This is a genomic window from uncultured Arthrobacter sp., assembly GCF_947495145.1.
GTDB lineage: Bacteria > Actinomycetota > Actinomycetes > Actinomycetales > Micrococcaceae > Arthrobacter_D.
The window spans coordinates 76167-98536 of the sequence record NZ_CANLXP010000010.1; the positions used below are offsets into that span (position 1 = coordinate 76167).

Consider the following 22370-nt stretch of genomic DNA (forward strand, 5'->3'; position numbering starts at 1 on the left):
GAAAAGTCAGCGTACGACGACGGCCGGTCACCTTTCCTTCGAAAGGTAGCCGGCCGTCGTCGTGTTCTTCTTCCCGGCCTCCCGGAGATGAAGGTTTACTTCTGGCGGGTCTTCGGGTCCAGTGCCTCGCGCAGCGATTCACCCAGCAGGGTGAATCCAAGTGCGGTGATGGCGATACACGCACCGGGCAGGAAGGCCAGGTACGGCGAGGACGCCAGTTCGGCCTGTGCGTAGGTCAGCATGCGGCCCCACTCGGCCGTCTGCGGAACCCCGCCGCCCAGACCCAGGAAGGACAGTGCGGCCGCGTCAATCACCGCTGTAGCGAGGGATAGCGTCGCCTGCACGATCACCGGCCCCACGCTGTTGGGCAGCAGGTGGCTCATGGTGATGGTGCGCTTGCTCAGGCCGAGAGTCTGCGCGGCTAGGATGTAGTCCGATCCGCGCTGCGAGAGCATGGAGGAGCGCAGCAGCCGCGCAAAGATCGGCAACTGCGAGACGCCGATGGCAATCATCACCGCGTAGGGCCCCTGTCCCAGGATGGCTGCGATGCTGACAGCCAGGAGCAGGTTCGGGACGGACAGCAGGATGTCCACGAAGCGCATGATGACGCTGTCCACCCAGCCGCCAAGGCCACCGGCCAGCAGCCCCAGCAGCATGCCGCCGACCAGGCCGATCGCCGTCGAAATGACTCCGATCAGCAGCGAAGCCTGCGCGCCCCAGATCAGTTTGCTGAGAACGTCGCCGCCGAACCGGTCCAGACCCAGCGGGTACTCGGCAAGCTCACCCGGTCCCGGGATGTTGGTCGGCGTGATCTCCGTGCGGCCGGGCAGCTCTTCCCCGCCGTAGGGCGCAAGGATCGGAGCCAGCGCGGCAACCAGCAGGAACAGGCCGATGATGACTGCACCGGCGATGGCCTGCGGATTGCGGCGCAGGCGGCGGAAGGCGTCCTTCCAGAGACCGGTGCCGCCGCCTTCGGCCAGCGTTGGGTCGGTGGTCGGGGAAGTTGGCCCGCCCGCGGCGGGCGGCAGGACAGTGCTCATTGGACACGCACCCTTGGATCGATGACTGAGTAGGAAACATCAACGATGAGGTTGATCAGCGCGTACAGGATCGCGATGAAGATGATGAAGCCCTGCAGCACCGGATAATCCAGTTCGAAGATAGCCCGCGCGAGGAAACTGCCGATGCCGTTGAAGGCGAACACTGTCTCCGTAAGAACCGCGCCTGAAATCAGGAGGCCGGTCTGCAGACCGATCGTCGTCACAACAGGGAGCATTGCGTTCCGCAGGATGAACCGGCTCCGGATCGTCTTTTCCATCAGACCTTTTGCACGGGCCGTCCGCACATAGTCTGCGTTCTGCACTTCCAGGACAGAAGCACGCGTGATGCGCACAATGATCGCCAGGGGGATGGTTCCCAGGGCCAGTCCCGGAAGGATGAGATGCTGGAACGCGTCCCACGCGGCGTCGTACTCCCCCGTCAGAATGCCGTCCAGCACATAGAAATCCGTGACATGCGTGGCGTTGATCCGCGGGTCCTGGCGGCCGTCCGGCGGCAGGATAGGCCACTGGATGGCGAACAGGTACTTGAAGATGAAGGCCAGGAAGAACACCGGAATGGTGATCCCGATGAGGCTGAGGACCACCGATCCGTGGTCGAGGAGCTTCCCATAATGGCGGGCGGCCAGGTATCCCAGTGGAATACCGACGCCGATAGCGAAGATCAGCGCCACCACGCTGAGTTCGATGGTGGCCGGGAAGCGTGTTGCGAACTCTTCCAGTACAGGACGGCCGGTGATGATCGAGGTGCCGAAATCACCCTGGAGCAGCTTGCCCATGTAGGTGAAGTACTGCAGGAGAAGCGGTTCATCGAACCCGTACAGTTCATTCACCCGAGCGACCGCTTCGGGGGTTGCCCGCTCGCCCAGCAGGGCAGTAGCAGGACCACCCGGCAGGCTCCGGACCCAGAGGAACAACAGGACGGACAGTCCAAACAGGGTGGGAACCAGCAGGGCAAGACGTTTACCGATGACGCGAAGCACAGTGTCCTTTCAACAGCATGAAGCCGAGCCGAACGAGAGCAAACAAAAGCGGAGGGACCAATGGGCCGGTCCCTCCGCCAGAGTTGTTACTCGTTCAGTTCGATCATGTTGAAGACCTCGTCATTGACCGGGCTCGCAGGGTAGGAATCCACCCGGGGAGCAAAGGCCAACGACGGCGCGGGGTGCGCCAGCGGGATCGCCGGGTTGAACTGGGCGATCTGCTCGTTGATCTCTTCGTACGTGGAGGTCTGCTCCTCGCGGTCAGTCATGCCGCGGGCTTCGCTGAGTGCCGTGAACAGCTCAGGGTTGTCGAAGCCGAACTCGGGCTTCTCCTGGCCGAAGAAGACGCCGATGAAGTTGTCGGTGTCGTTGTAATCGCCGGTCCAGCCGAGGAGGTGGATGCCGTGGTTCTCGGTGCCCTGGATGCGGTCGAGGTAGTCAGGCGTCCAGACGTCGGGCGCCGGGGTGACAGTGATGCCGACCTCACCCAACTGGGCGCTGAGGTTGGTGAAGACCTGCTCGGGAGTAGGCATGTACGGACGTGAGACGTCAGTCGGGTAGTTGAACTGGACCTCAAAACCATCCGGGTAGCCGGCCTCGGCGAGCAGTTCCTTGGCGCGCTCGGGATCGTACTCGTAGGTTGTGACGTCCTCGTTGTAGCCGTCGACAACGTCCGGGATGAACTGGGTGGCCAGCTGGGTTCCCTCGGGCAGCGTCTGGTCAATCAGTGCCTGCTTGTCGATCGCATGGTGAATGGCCTGGCGAACCAGCGGATCGCTCAGCTCTTCGACGGCGTGGTTGATGCCGAGGTAGAGGATGGTGAACGGATCGCGCGGAACGATCATGAAGCCTTCCTCCTCGAGGACCGGGATGTCGGCCGGCGACACCAGGTCGAACCCGTCGATGGTTCCCGCCTGCAGCGCCTGCGTGCGCGCCTGAGGGTCATCGATGATACGGAAGATGACCGTCTGGACGTCGCCCTGCTCACCCCAGTACTCCTCGTTGGCGGAAACCGTGAGGTCCGCGCCGACGTTCCAGGAGTCGAACTTGAACGGACCCGTGCCTACCGGGTGTCCCTGTGCGTATTCGCTCAGCTGGGGAGCTTCGGAGGACCCTCCGATGTCATCAGCATTGAACTCCTGCAGCGCGGTGGGGCTCTGCATGGCGAATGCGGGGAGGGACAGCGCGGGGATGAAACCGGCGAACGGCTTCGCGAGCGTGACTGTGGCTTCGAGGTCTCCGTTCACTTCGCAGGACTCATACACAGCGGCGTCCGGGGAGTCAGCGAAACCGCGGAACAGGTTGTTGTAGTAGTAGGACACCGACGGCGCCTGGGCCAGACCGGTGAAGTTGTACCAGCGGTCGAAGTTGAAGCAGACGGCTTCAGCGTTGAACTCGGTGCCGTCGTGGAAGGTCACGCCTTCCTTCAGCGCGAACGTGGTGGACAGTCCGTCTTCGGAGGTCTCCCAGGACTCGGCCAGCAGGGGCGCCGGGTCAGCTGTTCCGGGTTCGACGCCAACGAGGCCTTCGAAGATCTGCCGGCTGACGCGGAAGGACTCCCCGTCGCTTGCGAATGCCGGGTCAAGCGACGCCGGGTCGGAGGATGCCGCGAACACGAAGGTCGAGTCGACCTCGCCCTCTGCCGCAGCGCCGCCGTCCTCCTCGCGCTGGCTCTGCACGCAACCGCTGAGTAGCAGTGCGCTGATCGCGGCACCGGCAGTAATGGCGGCAGCGCGCTTCCTCGTGGGAAGCGTTCCCCGCGCCGTTTTGCTTGTGAACATGAGTGCTCCTGATGATCTGTTACCTGGCGGACACGTCGCTGTGTCCGGCGGCGCACGGCGTGCCGTGTTGCCTCGTGTGACGAGCCTAACTCGCAGCGCGGGCACACGCAGTATTTCCAGTCAGCAACCGATCACGATTTGGTTAAGTGCGGTGAAGCTCAGCTTGGTTGAGTGCGGTGAAGCTCAGCGTTCCGTGCACTGTCCCGCTGACACCGTTTCGTTGAGCGCAGCCACCTGTTCGACGACGAGGCGGAGCTCCTCGAGCGTGAGCGCGTAGCCGACCGGGACATCCGCGGTTGACTTGGCGAAGATGATGCCGGCTACGCGGCCCTCCATGTCCAGCAGCGGCCCCCCGGAGTTTCCCTGTTGGACGTTCGCCGCGAGGGTGTAGACGTCAACGGCCGTCGGGTCTGCTCCGTAAATGTTCTCGACCAGCACGTCGGAGCGGTTCTGGACGCTCGCCGGCTGGATCTGGAAAGGCCCACCGGCGGGGTAACCGGCAAAGGCTGCAGTGTCTCCCGGCTCAAGGTCGCCGCCGAGCTCGAGCGGCCGGCGGTCCAACCCGTCCACCGCTATCACCGCGATGTCCCTGACCGGGTCGAAGTAGACCACGCTTCCCGGCATGGCGCCGGCGCCGGGAACCTCCACAACAGGCTGGTTCACGCCGGCGACGACGTGGGCGTTGGTGACCACCCTGCCCGGTGCAACGACGAAACCCGAACCCGTCTGGTTCTGGCCGCACTGGAACGCGGTGCCGGCGATGCGCAGGACCGACTGTGAGGCGGCAGCGAGCTCAGGGGTGTCCACCGAAGCATCGGGGACCGGCGCGGGAGTGGCCGGCGCTACGCCTTCCAGGAGCGTAGGAATCCCGTCAGCAACTGCGATGGATCGGATCTGCGCCATCCAGGCACGCACCGGCGAGGGCGTCAGGGTGTCGATGCTGCTCAGCACCTTTGACGACGCTATTGACTGGGAAAGGAACGGCACGCCCATGGTGCTGATGCTGAACGCAAGCATGGCCAGCACAAGCGCGGCTACGGTCACGTTGGTGACCCCGCCCAGCAGGCGGTCAAGGACACGCACGGGAACCGAACCCGCCCGGCTGCTCAGTGCCCGCCCCAGCCCGGCGCCGAGTGCCTGCCCGATAATCACCAGGAGCAGCGCGGTGGCGATCACGGCGGCGAGGCGCCAGGCGTCGTCGGGCACCCACGCGCTGACCAGCGGAATGGCGAAGAAGGCCGCCACTGCGCCGCCGGCAAAGCCGATGATGCCGCCGAGCGTGACCAGGAAGCCGTTCTTCAGCCCCGCTATGAGGTACCCGATCAGCACCAGCACCAGAATGATGTCCAGGAGTGTAAAGCCGTACACGCCACTCCCCTTCCAGGAAGCGCCTCACTTCCCCTGCTGAGCTTCGATTCTACGGTCCCGGTCTGACAGTCCGCCGGGAATGGCTGGTACGAAATTCCCTACCCCAGGGGCGAACACGCGTGTAGCAGGTGTCACAACGTGGCCGCGTACGGCAAGATGGGAAAAGACGGTAATCTGGCCAGCTTTGCAACGCGTTCTGTTGCAGCACATTTTGCATTACACCGAGGAGATTTCATGGATATTGAGGTACTGCGCAGGGCGCCCCTATTCGCTTCACTCAGCGACGAGGTCTTTGCTGCGCTCACTGACGAGCTGACAGAAGTCGACCTGTCCCGCGGCGCTTCGGTCTTCCGCGAGGGCGACCAGGGCGATCAGCTTTACTTCATCGTCTCCGGCAAAATCAAGCTTGGCCGCACTGCACAGGACGGCCGCGAGAACCTGCTGGCCATCCTCGGCCCCGGCGAGCTGTTCGGTGAAATGGCCCTGTTCGACCCGAGTCCCCGCACGGCCACGGCCACTGCGGTGTCGGAAACCCGCCTCGCCGGCCTGAAGAACGAGAATCTTCGCGCGCTGCTGGAGACCCGGCCCGAGGTGTCCGCCCAGCTGCTGCAGGCTCTGGCCCGCCGGTTGCGCCGTACCAACGAGTCCCTCGCGGACCTTGTTTTCTCCGACGTCCCGGGGCGCGTCGCGAAAGCGCTGCTCGACCTCGCGGACCGCTTCGGCCGCCCCGCCACCGACGGCATCCTCGTTGCCCACGAACTGACGCAGGAAGAACTTGCGCAGCTTGTCGGCGCCTCCCGCGAAACGGTGAACAAGGCATTGGCCGAGTTCGTGCAGCGCGGCTGGCTGCGTCTGGAGGCCCGCGCCGTCGTCATCCTCGACATCCAGCGTCTGCGTCAGCGGAGCCGCTAGCCCCTGAGCAACACAACTAACGCGTGGCCGGATAGGTTTCCGGCCACGCGTTAGCGCTTAAGCCACTCGTTAGGGGTTAAGCGGCATCTTCTGGCGAATTCGCTATCCCGAAGAGTCGGGAATGCTTGGAGTTGCCAATGACTTGGGCAAGTACCCAGGACGACGACGACGGCTAGCGGCCGCGCTGCTCGGAACCTTCCGTAGCGGTTGAGCATTCGACCTCGATCTGCGGCTCCCCGCCGGACTCAGTCAGCCGGGGTGAAAACACCTTCATCGGCCTCTTGTGGGACAGGTAGGCGATGCAGCCGCGCGAGGAGCCGATCTTCTCGAGAATGAGTTCCACTGCTGGGACGGTCAACTCGCTCAGGGTCCGGCCGACCGTGTTCGGCTGACCGACCTCGTCTCCGAGCGTGCTGGTGTTGCGCTGCATGATCTCCTCGGCCGACCATCGCCACTGCCCCCACACGCCCTTGCTGGCAAGGAGCGTAGGTTCCTGGTTCACAGGCTGCGCCGCCGCGAAATAGCGCGTATCGAACCGGCGGTGCGCGAAGTCCGGGCTGAGCCAGGCGGACAGCGGCTTGATGAGGTCAGTGCGCAGACCCAGTCCGCGCTTGCCGAGAATCTCCGCGAAAGTCTTTTCACCGGCGGCGATTGCTTCGCGGGCCTCCATCCACTGCGGCTGGCGGGTGCCCTCGACCAGGCTCGACGCATCCGGCCCGGCCAGCAGCACGCCGGTCTCCTCGAAAAGCTCCCGGATAGCCGCGATCACGAAGCGCCGCGCGACGTGATGGTCCTCGGTAGCGAGCGCCGCCGCCCACTGTGCGGGTGTGGGCCCAAACCAGGAGAGGGCATCGTCGTCGTGCTCTTCAACGCTGCCGCCCGGGAAAGCCACGACGCCAAGCGGCGACTCTCCGCGGCGGTAGGAAAGGTACACCTCGGTGCCGACGGGAGCGTCACGGATCAGCACGACCGACGACGCCGGACGCGGCTTCATGGGGGTGCGCTCGCCGTGATCGATCCAGCTGCGGGCGGCGCCCTGCTGCTCCTTCGGAACTGGAAAGAGCCTGGTGCTTGAACGGTTCACAGAACTAGATGAACTCCGCAATAATTTCGACTTCGACGGGTGAATCCAATGGTAGTACGGCGACTCCGACGGCGGAACGCGCGTGCACCCCTGCCTTACCGAAGACCGTCCCGAGCAGCTCCGAAGCGCCGTTGACAACGCCCGGCTGACCGGTGAACGAAGGATCCGATGCCACAAAACCGACAACCTTGACGATGCGGCTGACGCGGTCCAGATCACCAATCTGCGACTTCACGGCCGCGAGCGCGTTGACGGCGCAGACTGCCGCGAACTCCTTGGCCTGTTCCGGACTTATATCACTGCCGACCTTGCCTGTAGCTGGGAGTTCGCCATTAATAAAAGGGAGCTGCCCGGAGGTGTAGACGTAGTTCCCGGAGACCACTGCAGGCACGTAGGCAGCGAGCGGCGCGGCGACCTCAGGCATGGTGATCCCAAGGGCCTCCAGCCTGCTCTCGACGGCGGACACCGCTTCATTGGCGCTGGTCACGACGCGTTTTTCTCCCGCTTGAGGTATGCGACAAGACCATTGCCATCAGGCCCCGGCACCACCTGCACGAGCTCCCAGCCGTCTTCACCCCACTGGTCGAGGATCTGCTTGGTCGCGTGGATGATGAGCGGAATTGTGGCGTACTCCCATTTGGTCATGACTCACAGGGTAGCGCGTGCTTGTAAACTGGAGTACATGGCTGCTCGTAAATCTCCTTTCTTTGACACGGCAACCACCCTGGGGAAAATCATTGCATTTCTTGGAATCAGTGGATTGAGTGGGGTGCTTGCTGCTGGTCTCCTGGTGCCCGTGGCTGCTGCTGCCGGCACCGGCGCCTCCGCCTCTATCCAGTTCTTCGAGGATCTCCCGGCTGAGCTTGAGCGCGGCGCGCTCGCGCAGCCCTCCAAAATCGTTGCCTCGGATGGTTCGCTGATCGCCACCCTGTATGAAGAGAACCGCCAGCCAGTGACGCTGGATCAGGTCTCCGAGAACATGACCGATGCCCTGATCGCGATCGAGGACGACCAGTTCTACAACCACGGCGGCGTGGACCTGCAGGGCATCATCAGCGCTGCCATCAGCAACATCAGCAGCGACACCACCCGCGGTGCCTCCACCATCACCCAGCAGTACGTCAACAACGTGCTCATCGACGCCAGCATGCAGAGCGGCGGCGACATCACGTTCAGCGGCCAGAAGACGCTGGGTGACAAACTCCGCGAAGCCAAACTCGCAATTGCCGTGGAGAAGGAGCTGAGCAAGGACGAGATCCTTGCGGGCTACCTGAACATCGTGCCGTTCACCGGCAACACGTACGGCGTACAGGCAGCCTCCAAGTACTTCTTCAACGTGGAGGCCAAGGACCTGAATATCCAGCAGGCCGCGCTGCTTGCCGGCGTTGTCAACGGACCCACTTTCTACAGCCCGGAGCTGTACCCGGAGCGGTCGCTGGAGCGCCGCAACTTGGTGATCGGCCGCATGCTGGAGACCGGGATGATCACGCAGGAAGAGTATGACGCCGCCGTCGCCTCAGATCTCGGTCTGAACATCACGCCGGTCCTTAACGGCTGCGTCGGCGCCGAGCAGGCGCCCTACTTCTGCGACTACGTGACGCACCTGGTCCTGAACGATCCCGCTTACGGTGAAACTCGCGAGGACCGCGAGAACATGCTGTACCGCGGTGGCCTGACCATCCAGACCACCCTCGATCCGCGCGCCCAGGCAGCTGCGCAGACCGCAATCAATGAGACTGCCAACCGGGAAACCACTGACGCCGCTGTGGGCCACTCGATGGTGAGCATGCAGCCGGGTTCGGGAAACATCCTGGTGATGGCGCAGAACACCCGGTTTATGCCGGGTGAAACTCCGGGCGACTCGGTGTTGAACTTCAACGTTGACCAGTACGCAGGCGGCGATCCCAACAAGCCGCTGGGCGGGCTGGGCGGCTTCCAGCCGGGCTCGACGTTCAAGCCGTTCGTTGTGGCAGCCTGGCTTGAAGACGGCCGGTCACTGAACACCGTGGTTGACGGGAGCAAGAAGCTCTACCCACAGGGTGAAACCTGGGAGGCGAGCTGCCTGCCGGGCGGCGAGTACGTCCTGCCGGACGCTGATGGTTACGAGCCGCAGAACTACGGCGACATCAACTACGGCAATTACACGGTGCTCGAAGGCCTCGCGCAGTCCTACAACACCGTGACCATGTTCACCGCCAAGCAGGTTGATCTCTGCAAGCCTTTCGAGATTGCGTCGAAGCTCGGCGTCCACGACGGCAAGAGCGCAAGCGGCGAATACACCCCGCTGCAGGTACAGCCGTCCGCGCTGATCGGCGGCGGTAGCGAGGTCTCCCCCATGTCGATGGCTACCGCGTTTGCGGGCCTTGCCGCTGAGGGGCTCACCTGCGAACCCAGGGCGCTGACCGAGGTCACCGCCGTTGATGGAACAACCTTCCCGGTGCCGCAGCCGGAATGTGAGCAGGTCATCCCCAAGGAACTGGCCCGCGGCGTGAACTACGCCACCCAAGAAGTAATGGAGCGCGGCTCAGGCCAGCTGCTCGAGTTCGGTGGCATTCCCATGGCAGGCAAGACCGGTACCAATGACGCCCGCTCGCAGACCTGGTTCATGGGTTACAACTCGGCCATGGCCACTGCCAGCTGGGTTGGTAACTGGAAGGCCAACAGCGGGTCCCTGTCCGAACTCCAGATCGGTGGGCGCGTTTATGAGGAGATTGACGGCGCGTTTGTCGCCGCACCGTCCTGGGCGCGCTACATGCAGCAGATTCAGGGTTCTTACCAGCCCGAGCCGTTCGCTGATCCGCCGTCCAACATGCTCACCGCAGGGCGCACCGACCTCGGACAACCGTCCAACAGTAACCGCGGCAACGGCGCGAACAACGGCACGATCAATAACGGTCAGCTGATCCTCCCGCCGGCACCGGGTGGTAACACGCTGCCGGTTACGCCGCCGAACAATTCAGGCAACAATGGGAACGGTAATGAGGACGGCAACGGCGGAGGCAACGACTGATCGTGGGAACAGCTAAAGAGGGAACCCGTACCGGCGCCGCACTTGCACTGGGTATGACCGCAGCGGCCGGCGTCGCCACTTTCGGGTACGCAGCGTTCGTCGAGCGAAACCTCTTTGGACTCCGCAAGGAGACGCTGGCGATCCTCCCGCCGCATAGCCGTCCTCTTCAGATTCTGCATCTTGCAGACATTCACATGGTTCCCCGTCAGGCCGCCAAGACGAAATGGCTGCAGGGCCTTGCCGAGCTGAAGCCCGACCTCGTGGTCAACACCGGAGACAATCTCAGCCACCCCAAGGCACTCGCACCCCTGCTGGATGCGCTTGAACCGCTCCTGGAATTCCCCGGCGTCTTTGTGCCGGGTTCCAATGACTACTACGCCCCTCGCCTGCAGAACCCTTTCAAGTACTTCACCGGGCCGTCCTCCAACAGCGGGGACAAACCCCTGAAGGAATTGCCGTGGCAGCAGATGTTCGCCCGGTTCGGATCCGCGGGATGGGTTGATCTCACCAACCGGTCGCAGTCCATGGGAGTGAGGGGTGTCCGCCTCGACTTCAGCGGCGTTGACGATCCTCATCTCAAGAGGGACAAGTTTGTCGGCTTCCCCTCGGGGAGCAGCACCGCGCATGAAGCTCCTTACCTTCGCGTCGGGGTAGCGCATGCGCCATACCAGCGAGTCCTTGACACCTTCACCGGCGGCGGAGCAGACCTGATCCTGGCCGGCCACACACACGGCGGACAGGTATGCGTCCCCGGGTACGGTGCCCTCGTCAGTAACTGTGACCTGCCGACCTGGCGAGCCCGTGGCCTCACCCGGTGGGAGCACAACGGCCGGACGGTCCCGCTGAACGTGTCCGCCGGCATCGGGACCTCGCGGTTTGCGCCAGTCCGTTTTGCCTGCCGCCCCGAAGCAGTATTGCTGACGCTCACGCCCCGCTGAGCTCCTGTTACGCACCGGCCCTCCCGTTCGTGCACGTCGAGCACCGCCTGACATAGGATTGTTGCTGGGGGACACGAAAATTTCGGCTCCCTCGTATCTTCACAATTTCGAGAGAAGAACATGCCGACGCAAACAACGCTGTGGGAGTCTCTCAGGCGCCTGTACCCGCATCTGAAGCCCATCATTCCGCGGTTGGTTCTCGGGCTTTTCGCAGCCCTTGGTGCGAGCGTCATGGTGCTTGCCATCCCGCAGGTATTCCGCATCCTTGTCAATGACGCTCTTGCCGAGGGGCAGGCCACGTCCACCGTATGGATAGCGTCCGGGATCGTACTCCTGCTGGGAGTGCTCGAAGCTGTTTTTGTTGCCCTGCGGCGGTTCTTCGTCATCAATCCAGCAACCACCGTCGAAACCAACCTCCGCACGTCGTTCTACCGCCATCTGCAGAATCTGGCGGTGGCCTTCCACGACCGCTGGGGAAGCGGGCAGCTGTTGTCCCGCGCGATGTCCGACCTCAACCTCATGCGACGGTGGATGGCATTCGGCGCCATCATGCTCGTGGTGGACGCGATCACGCTGACCGCGGGCGTGGCCATCATGTTCTTCATGAGCTGGCCCCTCGCCCTGATCTTCCTTACAGCGGCGATCCCCGTGATGATCTACGGATTCCGCTTCCGGACTTCATACAGCAGGGTCTCGCGCAAGAGCCAGGATCAGGCCGGTGACCTCGCCACCACTGTGGAGGAATCCGTTCACGGCATCCGCGTCCTGAAGGCCTTCGGACGGAGCCGGGAAGCTCTCGACGCGTTCAGCGACCAGGCCGAGGAACTGCGCGAAACGGAGATTCACAAGGCCAAAAGTTTGGCTACGTTCTCCCTCATCGTCACGCTGCTCCCCGAACTCGCCCTGGGCGCGTCGCTGGTCACCGGCATTCTCCTCGCCGTCAACGGCGACGTCACCATCGGCGGCCTGGTGGCGTTCTTCGCAACCGCCGGCGTCGTCGCGGGCCGTGTTGAATTCATCGGTCCCCTGCTCGCCATGACATTCACTGCCAAAACCGCGATTGACCGTCACTACGAGGTGATGGAATCCGAGAACACCATCACCGGGCCGCCGAACCCCCGCACGCTTACCGACCCGCACGGAGAGGTGACGTTCGACGACGTCTCCTTCCGGTATCCCGACGCGGCAGACACTTCAACGTCCGTGATCGACGGCGTCAACCTCGCCCTCAAGGCCGGCGAAACGATGGCCCTGGTAGGAGTGACCGGCTGCGGCAAGAGCACCCTGCTTCAGCTGGTCCCCCGGCTCTACGACGTCACCGGCGGCGCGATCCGGATCGACGGCATCGACCTGCGCGAGTTCTCACTCGAAGAGCTGCGCCGCCACGTGGCCGTAGCTTTCGAGGACACCACGCTCTTCTCGAACTCAGTGCGTGAGAACGTGCTGATGGGCGCCGAAGCACAGAACGACGACGACGCCGAGGCCATCCTCGCTGAAGCGCTGGACGTCGCGCAGGCTCACTTCGTGTACTCGCTTCCCGAAGGAGTGGATACGCTCATCGGCGAAGAGGGCCTCAGCCTGTCCGGCGGGCAGCGCCAGCGGCTGGCGCTCGCCCGGGCCATCGCAGCGAAACCGAAGGTGCTGGTGCTCGACGATCCGCTGTCAGCGCTCGATGTCCGTACCGAAGAGCTCGTGGAGGAGCGGCTCCGCCAGGTTCTCGCAGACACCACCACACTGATCGTCGCGCATCGGCCCTCCACCGTTGCGCTGGCGGACCGCGTGGCACTGATGGAGAACGGGCGCATTTCCGACGTCGGCAGCCACACCGAACTGCTGGCGCGCAGCGACCACTACCGCTACGTCATTGCAAGCCTCACCGAGGAGCCCGTGGACCTCGACAGCGAGCTCGAAGAGCTGGAGCACAACGACCAGGAGGCTCGCGCATGAGCGCCGCACCGAAGCAGGAGAAGCCGGAGAAGCCGGAGAAGCGTACCCGCGCGAGCCAGCCGTCGTCGTCGGTTATCTCCTCCGGAGTCCACAACGAGGATGAGGTGATGCTGGACCGGGCGCAGAACAAGTCGGTGCGGGCCCGATCCTTCAGACTGCTCGGCTCCCTCATCCGCCCCAACCGCAAGCAGTTCATCTGGACCGCCTTCCTCGTGGTCTTCTCACAAATCGCACGCGTGGCCGGACCGGCAATCATCGCTTTCGGTATTGACCATGCACTCCCCTCGCTGCTGCAGGGCGACTCTGCGCTGCTCTGGGCAACGGGCGTCACCTACCTGCTGGCGGCAGTACTCGCGGCGACCCTCACGGCCGGCTACGTCCTTGCGGCGGCCAGACTGAGTCAGGAGATGCTGCTGGACCTCCGCCTGCGCGTCTTCCGGCACACGCAGCGGCTCAGCCTCGAATTCCACGAAAAGTACACCTCGGGCCGCATCATCTCGCGCCAGACCTCGGATCTGGAAGCGCTGCGCGAGTTGCTGGACTCCGGCGTAAGCTCACTGGCGTCCGGCCTGATGTACATGATCTTCACCGCCGTCACCATCTTTGTGCTGGACTGGCCCACCGGACTGCTGATTCTCGTTGCGGCAATCCCCATGACGTTCCTGGCGCGCTGGTACCAAAAGCACTCGCAGATCGCGTACCGGTCGTCGCGGGTGGTATCGGCAAAGCTGATCGTCCACTTCATCGAGACCATGACCGGCATCCGCGCCGTGAAGGCCTTCCGCCGCGAGAAGGTCAACGCCGAACGCTACGACGAACTGGCCGAGGACTACCGCAAGGTGACGGTACGCTCGATCAATCTCAACGGCGTCTTCCAGCCCGGTCTGGTACTGATCGGCAACGTGACTGTTGCGGCGGTGCTGCTGTTCGGTGGCTTCCGCGTGCTGGGCGGCTCCCTCGAGATCGGTGCGCTGCTGGCCCTGCTGCTCTACAGCAAGCGGTTCTTCCAGCCGGTGGACCAGATGGCCATGTTCTACAACTCATTCCAGTCGGCAGCCGCTGCGCTCGAGAAGGTTTCCGGGCTCCTGCAGGAAGTGCCCACCGTCCGCCCGCCCAAGAACCCGGTGCCGTTGAAGGACGCGCAAGGCCGGATCGAGTTCGACGGCGTCGAATTCCGTTACGGGAACGGCCCAGTCATCCTGCCGCGCATGGACCTCACCATTCCCGCAGGACAGACGATTGCCCTCGTCGGACAGACCGGCGCCGGGAAGTCGACGCTCGCCAAGGTCATCGCCCGGTTCTATGACGTTTCCGAAGGCAGCATCACCCTAGACGGGGTGGACCTGAGGCAACTGTCGCCCCGTGACCTGCGCCGTGCCGTCGTCATGGTCACCCAGGAGGCGTTCCTGTTCAGCGGAAGCGTCGCGGACAATATCGCGCTCGGCAAGCCTGAGGCGAGCCGGGAGGAAATTGAGCAGGCCGCCAGGGCTGTGGGAGCGCATGAGTTCATCACGTCGCTGCCCGAGGGCTACGACACCGATGTGAACAAGCGCGGCGGCCGGGTCTCCTCGGGCCAGCGGCAGCTCATCAGCTTTGCAAGGGCGTTCCTCGCGGATCCGGCGGTGCTGATCCTCGACGAGGCAACGTCTTCGCTGGATATCCCCAGTGAGCGGCTGGTCCAGCAGGGCCTGCAGAAGCTGCTCGGCAACCGGACCGCGTTGATCATCGCGCACCGGCTCTCCACCGTGGAGATCGCGGACCGCGTGCTGGTGGTGCACGACGGCGCCGTGGTTGAGGACGGTACGCCGGCTGACCTGATCAGCGGCAACGGCCGGTTCGCCACACTGCACGCGGCCTGGCAGGATTCGCTCGTTTAGGCTGTTGCTGATTCGGTCCTAGTTCGTGTCCGAGGAATTTGTCCGTTATCCTTGAGAGGTTGCTTTCACAGGCCTTTCGGCCGCGAAGTGCATCGGGGTGTGGCGCAGCTTGGTAGCGCGCGTCGTTCGGGACGACGAGGCCGCAGGTTCAAATCCTGTCACCCCGACCAGCATACGAGAGAGGGCCTCACCTGACGGTGAGGCCCTCTCTCGTATTAAGTGCATATCCGTAACGGCTCGTCCGGTACCGCTAGGTGAACGTCCGTCCGGTCAGCCGCTCGTAGGCCTCGATGTACCGGGCGCGGGTCTTCTCAATCACCCCGGCCGGCAGCGCAGGCGGCTCTGACACGCGGTCCCAGCCGGCGTCGTCGGAGGTTAGCCAGTCCCGTACAAACTGCTTGTCGAAGGAGGGCTGCGCCTTGCCCGGCGAATACAGGGCCGCATCCCAGAAACGCGAGGAATCGGGCGTCAGCACCTCGTCGCCCAGGGTCACTTCGCCGGAGCGGGACATCCCGAACTCCACCTTGGTGTCCGCAAGGATGACCCCGCGATCCAGCGCAATCGATTCCGCCCGGGAGTAGATATCGAGCGTCAGGGAGCGCAGCTTCGCGGCGAGATCATCCCCCACCATCATGACGACGGCGTCGTAGGTGATGTTCTCGTCGTGCTCGCCCACCTCGGCCTTGGCCGACGGAGTGAACAGCGGCTCGGGCAAACGGGATCCGTCAACCAGGCCTTCCGGCAGCGGCAGCTCGCACACTGTCCGCGACTCGTTGTACTCCAGGAGCCCCGAACCGGTCAGGTACCCACGGGCAATGCACTCCACCGGGTACATTTCCAGCCGCCGGCAGATCATGGCCCGGCCTTCAACCTCGGCGGGAACGTCGGTGGAAAGGACATGGTTGGGGATGCCGGCAAGCTGTTCGAACCACCACAGGCTCAGCTGGGTCAGCACGCGACCCTTGTCCGGGATCTCGGAGGACAGCACGAAGTCGTAGGCGCTGATCCGGTCGCTGGCGACCACCAACACCCGGTCGTCCTCGCCCGTTTCGGGCTCGTAAAGGTCCCGGACCTTGCCTGAGTAGATGTGCCGCCAGCCCGCAAGTTCCTGTGCCATGACTATGCCCCCGTCTCTGAACCGGCCACTGCACCCGTTCCTGCAGCCGGCTGCGAGACGATGACTTCGCCCCGCGCGGCCTTCGCCGCAATGTCCGTCCGGTACTGGCCGCCGGTAAGCTCAAGGCGGCTCACGCCGTCGTACGCTTTATCGCGCGCTTCCGCGAGATCCTCACCAAGCCCGACGACGGCGAGCACCCGCCCACCGGCAGAGACCACCGCGCCGTTCCCGTCCAGCGCGGTGCCGGCATGAAGCACCGAGACACCGTCAAGGGCAGCAGCCTCGGCCAGACCGGAAATCGGATCGCCGGTGCGCGGCTTGTCGGGGTAGTTTGCTGAGGCGAGTACGACGGCGACTGCGGCCTTCGAGGACCAGTTCAGGTTGTTGACGGTCTCCAGTTCGCCCTTCGCTGCAGCGAGAAGCACACCGCCCAGCGGCGTCTTGAGCCGGGCGAGCACGGCCTGCGTCTCCGGATCCCCGAAGCGGGCGTTGAATTCGATGACGCGCAACCCGCGCGAGGTCAGGGCGAGCCCGCAGTAAAGAACTCCCGTGAACGGGGTACCGCGGCGCGCCATCTCCTCGATGGTGGGCTGCGCAACGCGCTCGATCACTTCATCCACCAGCCCGGCGGGCACCCACTCTAGCGGCGAGTATGCACCCATGCCGCCGGTGTTCGGCCCTTCGTCATTATCGAAAATGCGCTTGAAGTCCTGTGCTGGCGCCAGCGGCACCACGGTAGAGCCGTCGGAGAGGACAAAGAGTGACACCTCCGGGCCGTCAAGGTACTCCTCGATGACCACTGAGCCGCCGGCGTCGAAACAAACCTGGGCGTGCTCGAGGGCTGCGGAACGGTCGGAAGTGACCACTACTCCCTTGCCCGCAGCGAGGCCGTCATCCTTGACCACGTAGGGGGCACCGAAGGAGTCCAGCGCCTCTTCGGCTTCTGCGGCGGTCGACGCAACCTTCGCCATCGCCGTCGGGACGCCCGCTGCGGCCATGACCTGCTTGGCGAACGCCTTCGACGCCTCGAGCTGCGCTGCAGCCCTAGTGGGCCCGAAAACGGGGATACCCGCCTGGATGAGGGCGTCTGCAGCACCGGCAGCGAGCGGGGCCTCCGGACCGACAACCACGAGGTCGGAGCCCAATTGTGCGGCCAGCTCCGTCACGGCGTCGGGACTGTTCGCATCGATGCTGTGCACCGGCACGTCCTGCGCCATTCCCGCATTTCCGGGAGCGGCATGCACCTCGCTCACGAAGGGATCAGTCAGGAGCGCTCGGACAATGGCGTGTTCGCGGCCTCCGGGGCCAATCACAAGAACCTTCACAGTAGTTCAGGGTACTGGGTCGCCCCTATGCCCAACTACTGCGCAGGGTTAGTGTGAATTCCGTGTGAAGCCGCACCTGCACCTCGATCACCAATACGCCAAGTCTGTCTCTCCGAACACTCAGTATGAAAGCCGTTCGCAAGCCCACCCGAAGCGCTTCGTCGCCAAGAGCCCTACCGATGCTTGCCGGAATCCTCGCGGCCGGCCTGGTGCTCGGTGTGGCCGAGCTGATCGGCGCGTTCTTCTCAACCCGGTCAGCACCGTTGATTGCCCTCGGCTCCACGTTTATCGACTTCACGCCGGCCTGGCTGAAGGATTTCGCGATCGACACCTTCGGCACCAACGACAAGCTCGCGCTCTTCGTCGGCATGGCCGTGACCATCATCATCCTCGCCGCGATTCTCGGCTACCTCGCCTGGCGCCGCTGGATCCTCGGTGTAGTCGGTGTCCTCTTCATGGGTGCGGTGATGGTTGCCGCCGTCGTCTCGCGGGCAGGTGCCTCCGCCGTCGATGCGGTGCCCTCGGTTATCGGCACACTGGCCGGCCTGGCCGCGCTTCGTTGGATGATCCGGAAGCTGCATGCCGCGCAACCGCACACCGAGGCAAGAACCAACGACGACGACGGCGCCTTCAGTGCCGGCGGTTCCCACCCTGTGGGGGCCAGGACTTCCGTCAGCAGGCGCGGGTTCTTCGCTGCAGCGGGGGTCACCGCCGTCGTCGCCGCCGCCACGGCAGCGGGAGGCGCCGTCGTCAGCGGTATCCGGAACACGGTGAACGTGGCCCGCGAGCGCCTGAGCTTCCCTGCCCCGGCGAGCCCGGCCATGCCGGTCCCTGCCGGTGTCGATGTTGACCTTGAGGGGGTTGATCCGTGGCTGACACCCAATCCTGACTTCTACCGGATCGACACTGCCCTCCAGGTCCCAGCCATCGACGTCGACACCTGGGAACTGCGCATCCACGGCATGGTGGAGGAGGAGATCCGGATCAACTTCCAGGATCTGCTGGACTCCGAACTGATCGAACGGCACATCACCCTCACCTGTGTGTCCAACCCGGTGGGCGGGGATCTGGTGGGCAACGCCAAATGGCTTGGCTACCCAATCCGCAAGCTCCTCGAACGTGCCCGCCCCACCGCGGGCGCTGACATGGTTCTGTCCACCAGCACCGACGGTTTCAGCGCCTCCACTCCCCTGCCCATCCTGCAGGATGAGCGGGACGCCATCCTCGCCGTCGCAATGAATGACGAACCGCTGCCCCTTGAGCACGGCTACCCGGTGCGTATGGTGGTCCCCGGGCTGTACGGCTATGTCTCGGCCACCAAGTGGGTGGTCGACCTCGAGGTGACCCGGTTCGCCGATGCCACCGCCTATTGGACCGACCGCGGCTGGGCTGAGAAGGGCCCCATCAAGACGCAGTCGCGCGTCGAAGTTCCCCGGGCCTTCGCCAGCGTGCCTGCCGGAACTGTCCGTGTGGGCGGCACGGCCTGGGCCCAGAACCGCGGCATCGACAGGGTGGAAGTACAGGTCGACGACGGCCCCTGGGAAGAAGCAACCCTCGCCGCCGAGTACACAGTGGACACCTGGCGGCAATGGAGCCACGAAGTGCAGCTTGAGGCCGGGTCCCACCGAATCCGCTCACGGGCCTATCATCCCGACGGCGTCCAGACCGAACAGCGTGCCGACACAGTCCCGGACGGCGCTTCGGGCTGGCACACCGTGCAGTTCTCGGCGGAATAGCCCCGCCGGAGCACTTGTGCCCACCGGATGACCGTTCCCTTCGGTGGGCACAAGCTACATGCGTAATACTTGAACCATGCCCTCCACTTTTCCCTCCTCCAGCGCGGTTGACCTCGCGGTGCTGGAGCGTAACGGCTTCATCGAATCGCGCCACGTCGGCTCAGCAGTGGTGCTGGCCGCGGACGGTTCAACGGTCACCGAACTCGGGGACGTGAACGCGCCGATCTTCCCCCGCTCCACCCTGAAGCCGTTCCAGGCGCTGGCGTCCATGCAGTCGGGTGTCCCGCTGCGCGGAGCTCAGGTCGCCCTGGCAGCTGCCAGCCACGTCGGCAGCTCCGAACATACGGATGTCGTGAAGTCCATGCTGAGCGCGGCCGGCGTCACCGAAGACGATCTGCAGTGCCCTGCCGACTGGCCCCAGGACGAGGAAGCCCGCAACCGGCTCATCCGCGCTGACAAGGGCCCCCAGCGCGTTGCGTTCAACTGTTCCGGCAAGCACGCCGCCTTCCTTTGGGCCTGCACCGAGAACTCCTGGGACCACAAGACCTACCTTGACCGGGACCATCCCCTGCAGCAGCGCATCGCCGCCATCATTGAGGAATACACCGAAGAGACTGTGCAGCACTGGGCGGTGGACGGCTGCGGTGCCCCGCTCGGCGCCGTCTCCCTCACTGGACTGGCACGCGGCATCGGCAAGATCGCCAAGGCCCCCGGCGACAAGAACGCGGATGCCCGCGCAGCCACCATCGCAACAGCCATGCTCGACTACCCCTGGGCCGTGCACGGCCACGGTCGCGAGAACTCAGTGGTCATGGAGGACCTCGGGATTCTGGCCAAGAACGGAGCCGAAGGCGTCCTCGTCATGGCTACGCCGACGGGCGTCTCGATGGCTCTGAAGGTCCTGGACGGGAACATCCGGGCCACCACCCTGGTGGGCCTGACCCTCCTTGCAGCAAGCGGGGCCCTCGACGCTGAAGCTGTTGCGCCCGTGCTGGAGAAGGTAGTCCAGCCCGTGCTCGGCGGCGGCGTGCCCGTCGGCAAGTTGCGCCTCGCTGCCCCCGTCATGGCGCTGCTGGACTGACAATGGCACGACGGCGTATCCCTGCGGCAGCCGGCACCGCTGCGGTCCGCGCGGTGGCCGCCGGCAGCAGCGACCGCACAGAACGCACGACGGCGGTGCGCTACTCCCTGGAGGAACTCGCCGCACGCGCGCCCGGCAACACCGTGGAGGTACGGGTACCCCCGCTCGGTGTCACCCAATGCGTCGAGGGCCCCCGCCATACCCGCGGAACTCCGCCGAACGTGATCGAGACGGACGCTGACACCTGGCTCGCGCTGATCACCGGGGCGCTGCGCTGGACGGAAGCCGTTGCCTCAGGTGCTGTTTCGGCTTCCGGCCAGCGGGCGGACCTGTCGGCGCTGTTGCCGCTCTTCCCGCAGTTACCGCCTCCACCGGGGCCGGATTCGGCATGATCCTCGAGCGGGAGGGCGCAGGTGAGCCGAACTTCCCGGTCCGGGGACTGCGCGGCGCCCTCGCCGCCCTTCGGCGGCAGCCGGTGGAGGCCTGGGGCGTCGCCGGAGTGGTCACGGCCCTGTACACGGTCTTTTCCGTTGCCCAGTGGTACAGCTTCGGCACCCCGTCCTGGGACCTCGGCATCTTCACGCAGCTAGCGAAGGCCTACGCCGGCTTCGATGCGCCGATTGTGCCGATCAAGGGCCACGGGTTCAATCTGCTCGGCGACCACTTCCATCCCCTGCTCGTCATCCTGGCCCCGGCCTACGCGCTGTTCCCGTCGGGGCTCACCTTGCTGGTCCTGCAGAACCTGCTGATCGGCTGGTCCGTCCTGGTGCTCACCCGGCTGGCCGTACGGCATGTGGGACGCGTCCCGGGGCTCTTTCTCGGAGCGGCGTACGGCCTGTCCTGGGGGATCCAGGCCGCCGTCGCCGTGCAGTTCCATGAGGTGGCGCTCGCGCTGCCCCTGCTTGCGCTGGCACTGGAGGCGTACATCGAGGGCAGGCTGCGCACCGCCGTCGTCGCCGCCGGGCTGCTGGTGTTCGTGAAGGAGGACATGGGGCTTACGGTGTTCGCGTTCGGGCTGGTGCTGGCCTGGCGCTTCCGGAGACGCTATCAGGCAGGCCTGTGGCTGGCGCTCTGGGGCCTTGCCTGGGTGGTCCTGTCGGTGGGCGTCCTCCTGCCGGCGCTCAACACCGGCGGCACCTACGACTACTCGGACCGCATCGACACCGCCGCGCTCCTGGCCAACCCGGTGGATACCCTGTTCACCATGCTGACGGCAACGGAGAAGTACGAGACGCTGTGGCTGCTGCTCCTCGCCGGCGGGTTCCTGTTCCTCCGCTCGCCGCTGGCCGCGGTGTTGCTGCCAACGCTGCTGTGGAGATTCGCCGCGACCAACGAGTCCTACTGGGGAACGGACTGGCACTACAACGCCGTGCTCATGCCCGTCCTGTTCGCCGCTCTCATTCACGGAATCCTTCTTGCCCGCCGCAGCAGGCACGGCTGGCTGCGCTCCTATAGCGCCGCCGTCGTGCCCGTCGTCACCGTGGTGGCGCTCATGCTGCTGCCCGGCCAGGCACTGGGCGCACTGGCGAAACCGGAGACCTACCAACCGTCCCCGCGCTGGGACGCGGCGCACCGGATGATGGACCGGATTCCGGCGGGCGCAACCGTGGAGTCGGGGGTCGTCCTGATGCCGTACCTCGTGCCGGAAACCGAGGTGTACTGGATCGGCAATGAGAATCCGGCGCCGGAATACCTCGTGGTCGACGCCGAGGACTGGAGCTGGGGGGCCACCCGCCCGGAGAGTGCGGAACAGCACGCCGAGGATACCTGGCCGGGCGAGGACTACACGCTGATCTTCGACGAAGCGGGGTACCAACTGGTCAAGCGCGAGAGCTGATCCCGGTAGCCTTGAACCATGAGTTCGCAGCAGCCTCCAGAGCGCCGCCAGGTCACCGTCCGACGTGCCCCGAAGTTCGGACCGTTCATGGGACTGGGCGCGTTGATCGGGTTCATCGCCGCGCTGATCGTGGCCTACACGGGACCGGCTGATCCGACGCTCACCCGCGAGTCCGTGCTCGGCTTCTTCACGGTGGTTTTCGCCATTCCGGGGCTGCTGATCGGCGCCCTGGTGGTGCTGCTCCTCGACCGGATCAGTGTCCGCCGCATGAAGCAGGCGACGGCGGAGCGCACCGACGACGAATAGTCCGGAAAAC

Annotated in this window: 19 protein-coding genes and 1 tRNA gene; 11 read left to right on the forward strand and 9 right to left on the reverse strand. The window is 64.8% G+C overall.

Annotated features, from left to right (window positions below):
- Window positions 1-95 precede the first annotated feature (95 nt).
- The 4 genes from Q0877_RS09585 to Q0877_RS09600 form a co-directional block, all read right to left on the reverse strand.
- The gene (locus tag Q0877_RS09585) at window positions 96-1040 is read right to left on the reverse strand and encodes an ABC transporter permease (RefSeq protein ID WP_299167259.1); all 945 of its coding nucleotides are present in this window, start codon (window positions 1038-1040) and stop codon (window positions 96-98) included.
- Window positions 1037-2041, reverse strand: coding sequence for an ABC transporter permease (locus Q0877_RS09590; protein WP_299167261.1), 1005 nt, complete (start codon window positions 2039-2041; stop codon window positions 1037-1039). Before Q0877_RS09590 ends, Q0877_RS09585 begins: the two co-directional genes overlap by 4 nt.
- Before the next feature lie 86 nt (window positions 2042-2127).
- Complete coding sequence (locus Q0877_RS09595) at window positions 2128-3822, reverse strand: ABC transporter substrate-binding protein (RefSeq protein ID WP_299167262.1); 1695 nt, start codon at window positions 3820-3822, stop codon at window positions 2128-2130.
- A 183-nt stretch (window positions 3823-4005) separates the two neighbouring features.
- Window positions 4006-5190, reverse strand: coding sequence for a MarP family serine protease (locus Q0877_RS09600; protein WP_299167263.1), 1185 nt, complete (start codon window positions 5188-5190; stop codon window positions 4006-4008).
- Window positions 5191-5424: 234 nt separating this feature from the next.
- Between Q0877_RS09600 and Q0877_RS09605 the strand changes: the two genes are divergently transcribed.
- Window positions 5425-6102 (forward strand): Crp/Fnr family transcriptional regulator, encoded by a 678-nt coding sequence (locus Q0877_RS09605; RefSeq protein WP_204532184.1) that lies wholly within the window; start codon window positions 5425-5427, stop codon window positions 6100-6102.
- Window positions 6103-6274: 172 nt separating this feature from the next.
- Here Q0877_RS09605 and Q0877_RS09610 read toward each other — a convergent pair whose 3' ends face one another.
- Genes Q0877_RS09610 through Q0877_RS09620 form a run of 3 tightly spaced genes read right to left on the reverse strand, consistent with a single transcriptional unit; the run spans window position 6275 to window position 7831 of the window.
- Window positions 6275-7186 (reverse strand): NUDIX hydrolase, encoded by a 912-nt coding sequence (locus Q0877_RS09610; RefSeq protein ID WP_299167264.1) that lies wholly within the window; start codon window positions 7184-7186, stop codon window positions 6275-6277.
- Window positions 7187-7190: 4 nt separating this feature from the next.
- A complete protein-coding gene (locus Q0877_RS09615) occupies window positions 7191-7610 on the reverse strand; it encodes a RidA family protein (RefSeq protein ID WP_299167343.1) in 420 nt (139 codons plus the stop codon).
- 59 nt (window positions 7611-7669) lie between these two features.
- The gene (locus Q0877_RS09620; protein WP_090584370.1) at window positions 7670-7831 is read right to left on the reverse strand and encodes a DUF4177 domain-containing protein; all 162 of its coding nucleotides are present in this window, start codon (window positions 7829-7831) and stop codon (window positions 7670-7672) included.
- A 37-nt stretch (window positions 7832-7868) separates the two neighbouring features.
- On the opposite strand from Q0877_RS09620, the gene Q0877_RS09625 reads away from it, so the two are divergent.
- From Q0877_RS09625 to Q0877_RS09645, 5 genes are all read left to right on the forward strand, one after another.
- The gene (locus Q0877_RS09625) at window positions 7869-10196 is read left to right on the forward strand and encodes a transglycosylase domain-containing protein (protein ID WP_299167266.1); all 2328 of its coding nucleotides are present in this window, start codon (window positions 7869-7871) and stop codon (window positions 10194-10196) included.
- A 53-nt stretch (window positions 10197-10249) separates the two neighbouring features.
- Window positions 10250-11134: a metallophosphoesterase gene (locus tag Q0877_RS09630; RefSeq protein WP_299167344.1), complete on the forward strand. Its 885-nt coding sequence runs from the start codon at window positions 10250-10252 to the stop codon at window positions 11132-11134.
- Between the two features lie 120 nt (window positions 11135-11254).
- Window positions 11255-13081 (forward strand): ABC transporter ATP-binding protein, encoded by a 1827-nt coding sequence (locus tag Q0877_RS09635; protein ID WP_299167268.1) that lies wholly within the window; start codon window positions 11255-11257, stop codon window positions 13079-13081.
- A gap of 107 nt (window positions 13082-13188) precedes the next feature.
- Window positions 13189-14958, forward strand: coding sequence for an ABC transporter ATP-binding protein (locus Q0877_RS09640; RefSeq protein ID WP_299167346.1), 1770 nt, complete (start codon window positions 13189-13191; stop codon window positions 14956-14958).
- A gap of 93 nt (window positions 14959-15051) precedes the next feature.
- A tRNA-Pro gene (locus tag Q0877_RS09645) sits at window positions 15052-15128 on the forward strand.
- A gap of 80 nt (window positions 15129-15208) precedes the next feature.
- Here the strand turns inward: Q0877_RS09645 and Q0877_RS09650 are convergent.
- Both Q0877_RS09650 and purD read right to left on the reverse strand, forming a co-directional pair.
- Window positions 15209-16075, reverse strand: coding sequence for a phosphoribosylaminoimidazolesuccinocarboxamide synthase (locus tag Q0877_RS09650; protein ID WP_299167269.1), 867 nt, complete (start codon window positions 16073-16075; stop codon window positions 15209-15211).
- 2 nt (window positions 16076-16077) lie between these two features.
- Entirely contained in the window at window positions 16078-17400 is a 1323-nt protein-coding gene (gene purD, locus Q0877_RS09655) for a phosphoribosylamine--glycine ligase (RefSeq protein WP_299167271.1), read from the reverse strand.
- Between the two features lie 179 nt (window positions 17401-17579).
- Here purD and Q0877_RS09660 point away from each other — a divergent pair, with 179 nt between their 5' ends.
- From Q0877_RS09660 to Q0877_RS09680, 5 genes are all read left to right on the forward strand, one after another.
- Window positions 17580-19136 (forward strand): molybdopterin-dependent oxidoreductase, encoded by a 1557-nt coding sequence (locus tag Q0877_RS09660; protein ID WP_299167272.1) that lies wholly within the window; start codon window positions 17580-17582, stop codon window positions 19134-19136.
- A gap of 76 nt (window positions 19137-19212) precedes the next feature.
- A complete protein-coding gene (locus Q0877_RS09665) occupies window positions 19213-20217 on the forward strand; it encodes an asparaginase (protein ID WP_299167273.1) in 1005 nt (334 codons plus the stop codon).
- Window positions 20218-20219: 2 nt separating this feature from the next.
- Entirely contained in the window at window positions 20220-20609 is a 390-nt protein-coding gene (locus tag Q0877_RS09670; RefSeq protein ID WP_299167274.1) for a sterol carrier family protein, read from the forward strand.
- Window positions 20606-22054 carry a DUF2079 domain-containing protein gene (locus tag Q0877_RS09675; protein WP_299167275.1) on the forward strand — a complete coding sequence of 483 codons (1449 nt, stop codon included), beginning with the start codon at window positions 20606-20608 and terminating at the stop codon, window positions 22052-22054. The genes Q0877_RS09670 and Q0877_RS09675 overlap by 4 nt, the downstream gene beginning before the upstream one ends.
- 18 nt (window positions 22055-22072) lie before the next feature.
- A complete protein-coding gene (locus Q0877_RS09680) occupies window positions 22073-22360 on the forward strand; it encodes a hypothetical protein (protein WP_299167276.1) in 288 nt (95 codons plus the stop codon).
- Window positions 22361-22370: the final 10 nt, after the last annotated feature.

Coding starts and splice junctions, on each gene's coding strand:
- Q0877_RS09665 (WP_299167273.1), top strand. CDS start 19,213: ATGCCCTCCACTTTTCCCTCCTCCAGCGCGGTTGACCTCGCGGTGCTG.
- Q0877_RS09625 (WP_299167266.1), top strand. CDS start 7,869: ATGGCTGCTCGTAAATCTCCTTTCTTTGACACGGCAACCACCCTGGGG.
- Q0877_RS09635 (WP_299167268.1), top strand. CDS start 11,255: ATGCCGACGCAAACAACGCTGTGGGAGTCTCTCAGGCGCCTGTACCCG.
- Q0877_RS09640 (WP_299167346.1), top strand. CDS start 13,189: ATGCTGGACCGGGCGCAGAACAAGTCGGTGCGGGCCCGATCCTTCAGA.
- Q0877_RS09615 (WP_299167343.1), bottom strand. CDS start 7,610: ATGCCTGAGGTCGCCGCGCCGCTCGCTGCCTACGTGCCTGCAGTGGTC.
- Q0877_RS09605 (WP_204532184.1), top strand. CDS start 5,425: ATGGATATTGAGGTACTGCGCAGGGCGCCCCTATTCGCTTCACTCAGC.
- Q0877_RS09630 (WP_299167344.1), top strand. CDS start 10,250: ATGACCGCAGCGGCCGGCGTCGCCACTTTCGGGTACGCAGCGTTCGTC.
- Q0877_RS09585 (WP_299167259.1), bottom strand. CDS start 1,040: ATGAGCACTGTCCTGCCGCCCGCCGCGGGCGGGCCAACTTCCCCGACC.
- Q0877_RS09675 (WP_299167275.1), top strand. CDS start 20,606: ATGATCCTCGAGCGGGAGGGCGCAGGTGAGCCGAACTTCCCGGTCCGG.
- Q0877_RS09620 (WP_090584370.1), bottom strand. CDS start 7,831: ATGACCAAATGGGAGTACGCCACAATTCCGCTCATCATCCACGCGACC.
- Q0877_RS09650 (WP_299167269.1), bottom strand. CDS start 16,075: ATGGCACAGGAACTTGCGGGCTGGCGGCACATCTACTCAGGCAAGGTC.
- Q0877_RS09670 (WP_299167274.1), top strand. CDS start 20,220: ATGGCACGACGGCGTATCCCTGCGGCAGCCGGCACCGCTGCGGTCCGC.
- Q0877_RS09595 (WP_299167262.1), bottom strand. CDS start 3,822: ATGTTCACAAGCAAAACGGCGCGGGGAACGCTTCCCACGAGGAAGCGC.
- Q0877_RS09660 (WP_299167272.1), top strand. CDS start 17,580: ATGCTTGCCGGAATCCTCGCGGCCGGCCTGGTGCTCGGTGTGGCCGAG.
- Q0877_RS09680 (WP_299167276.1), top strand. CDS start 22,073: ATGAGTTCGCAGCAGCCTCCAGAGCGCCGCCAGGTCACCGTCCGACGT.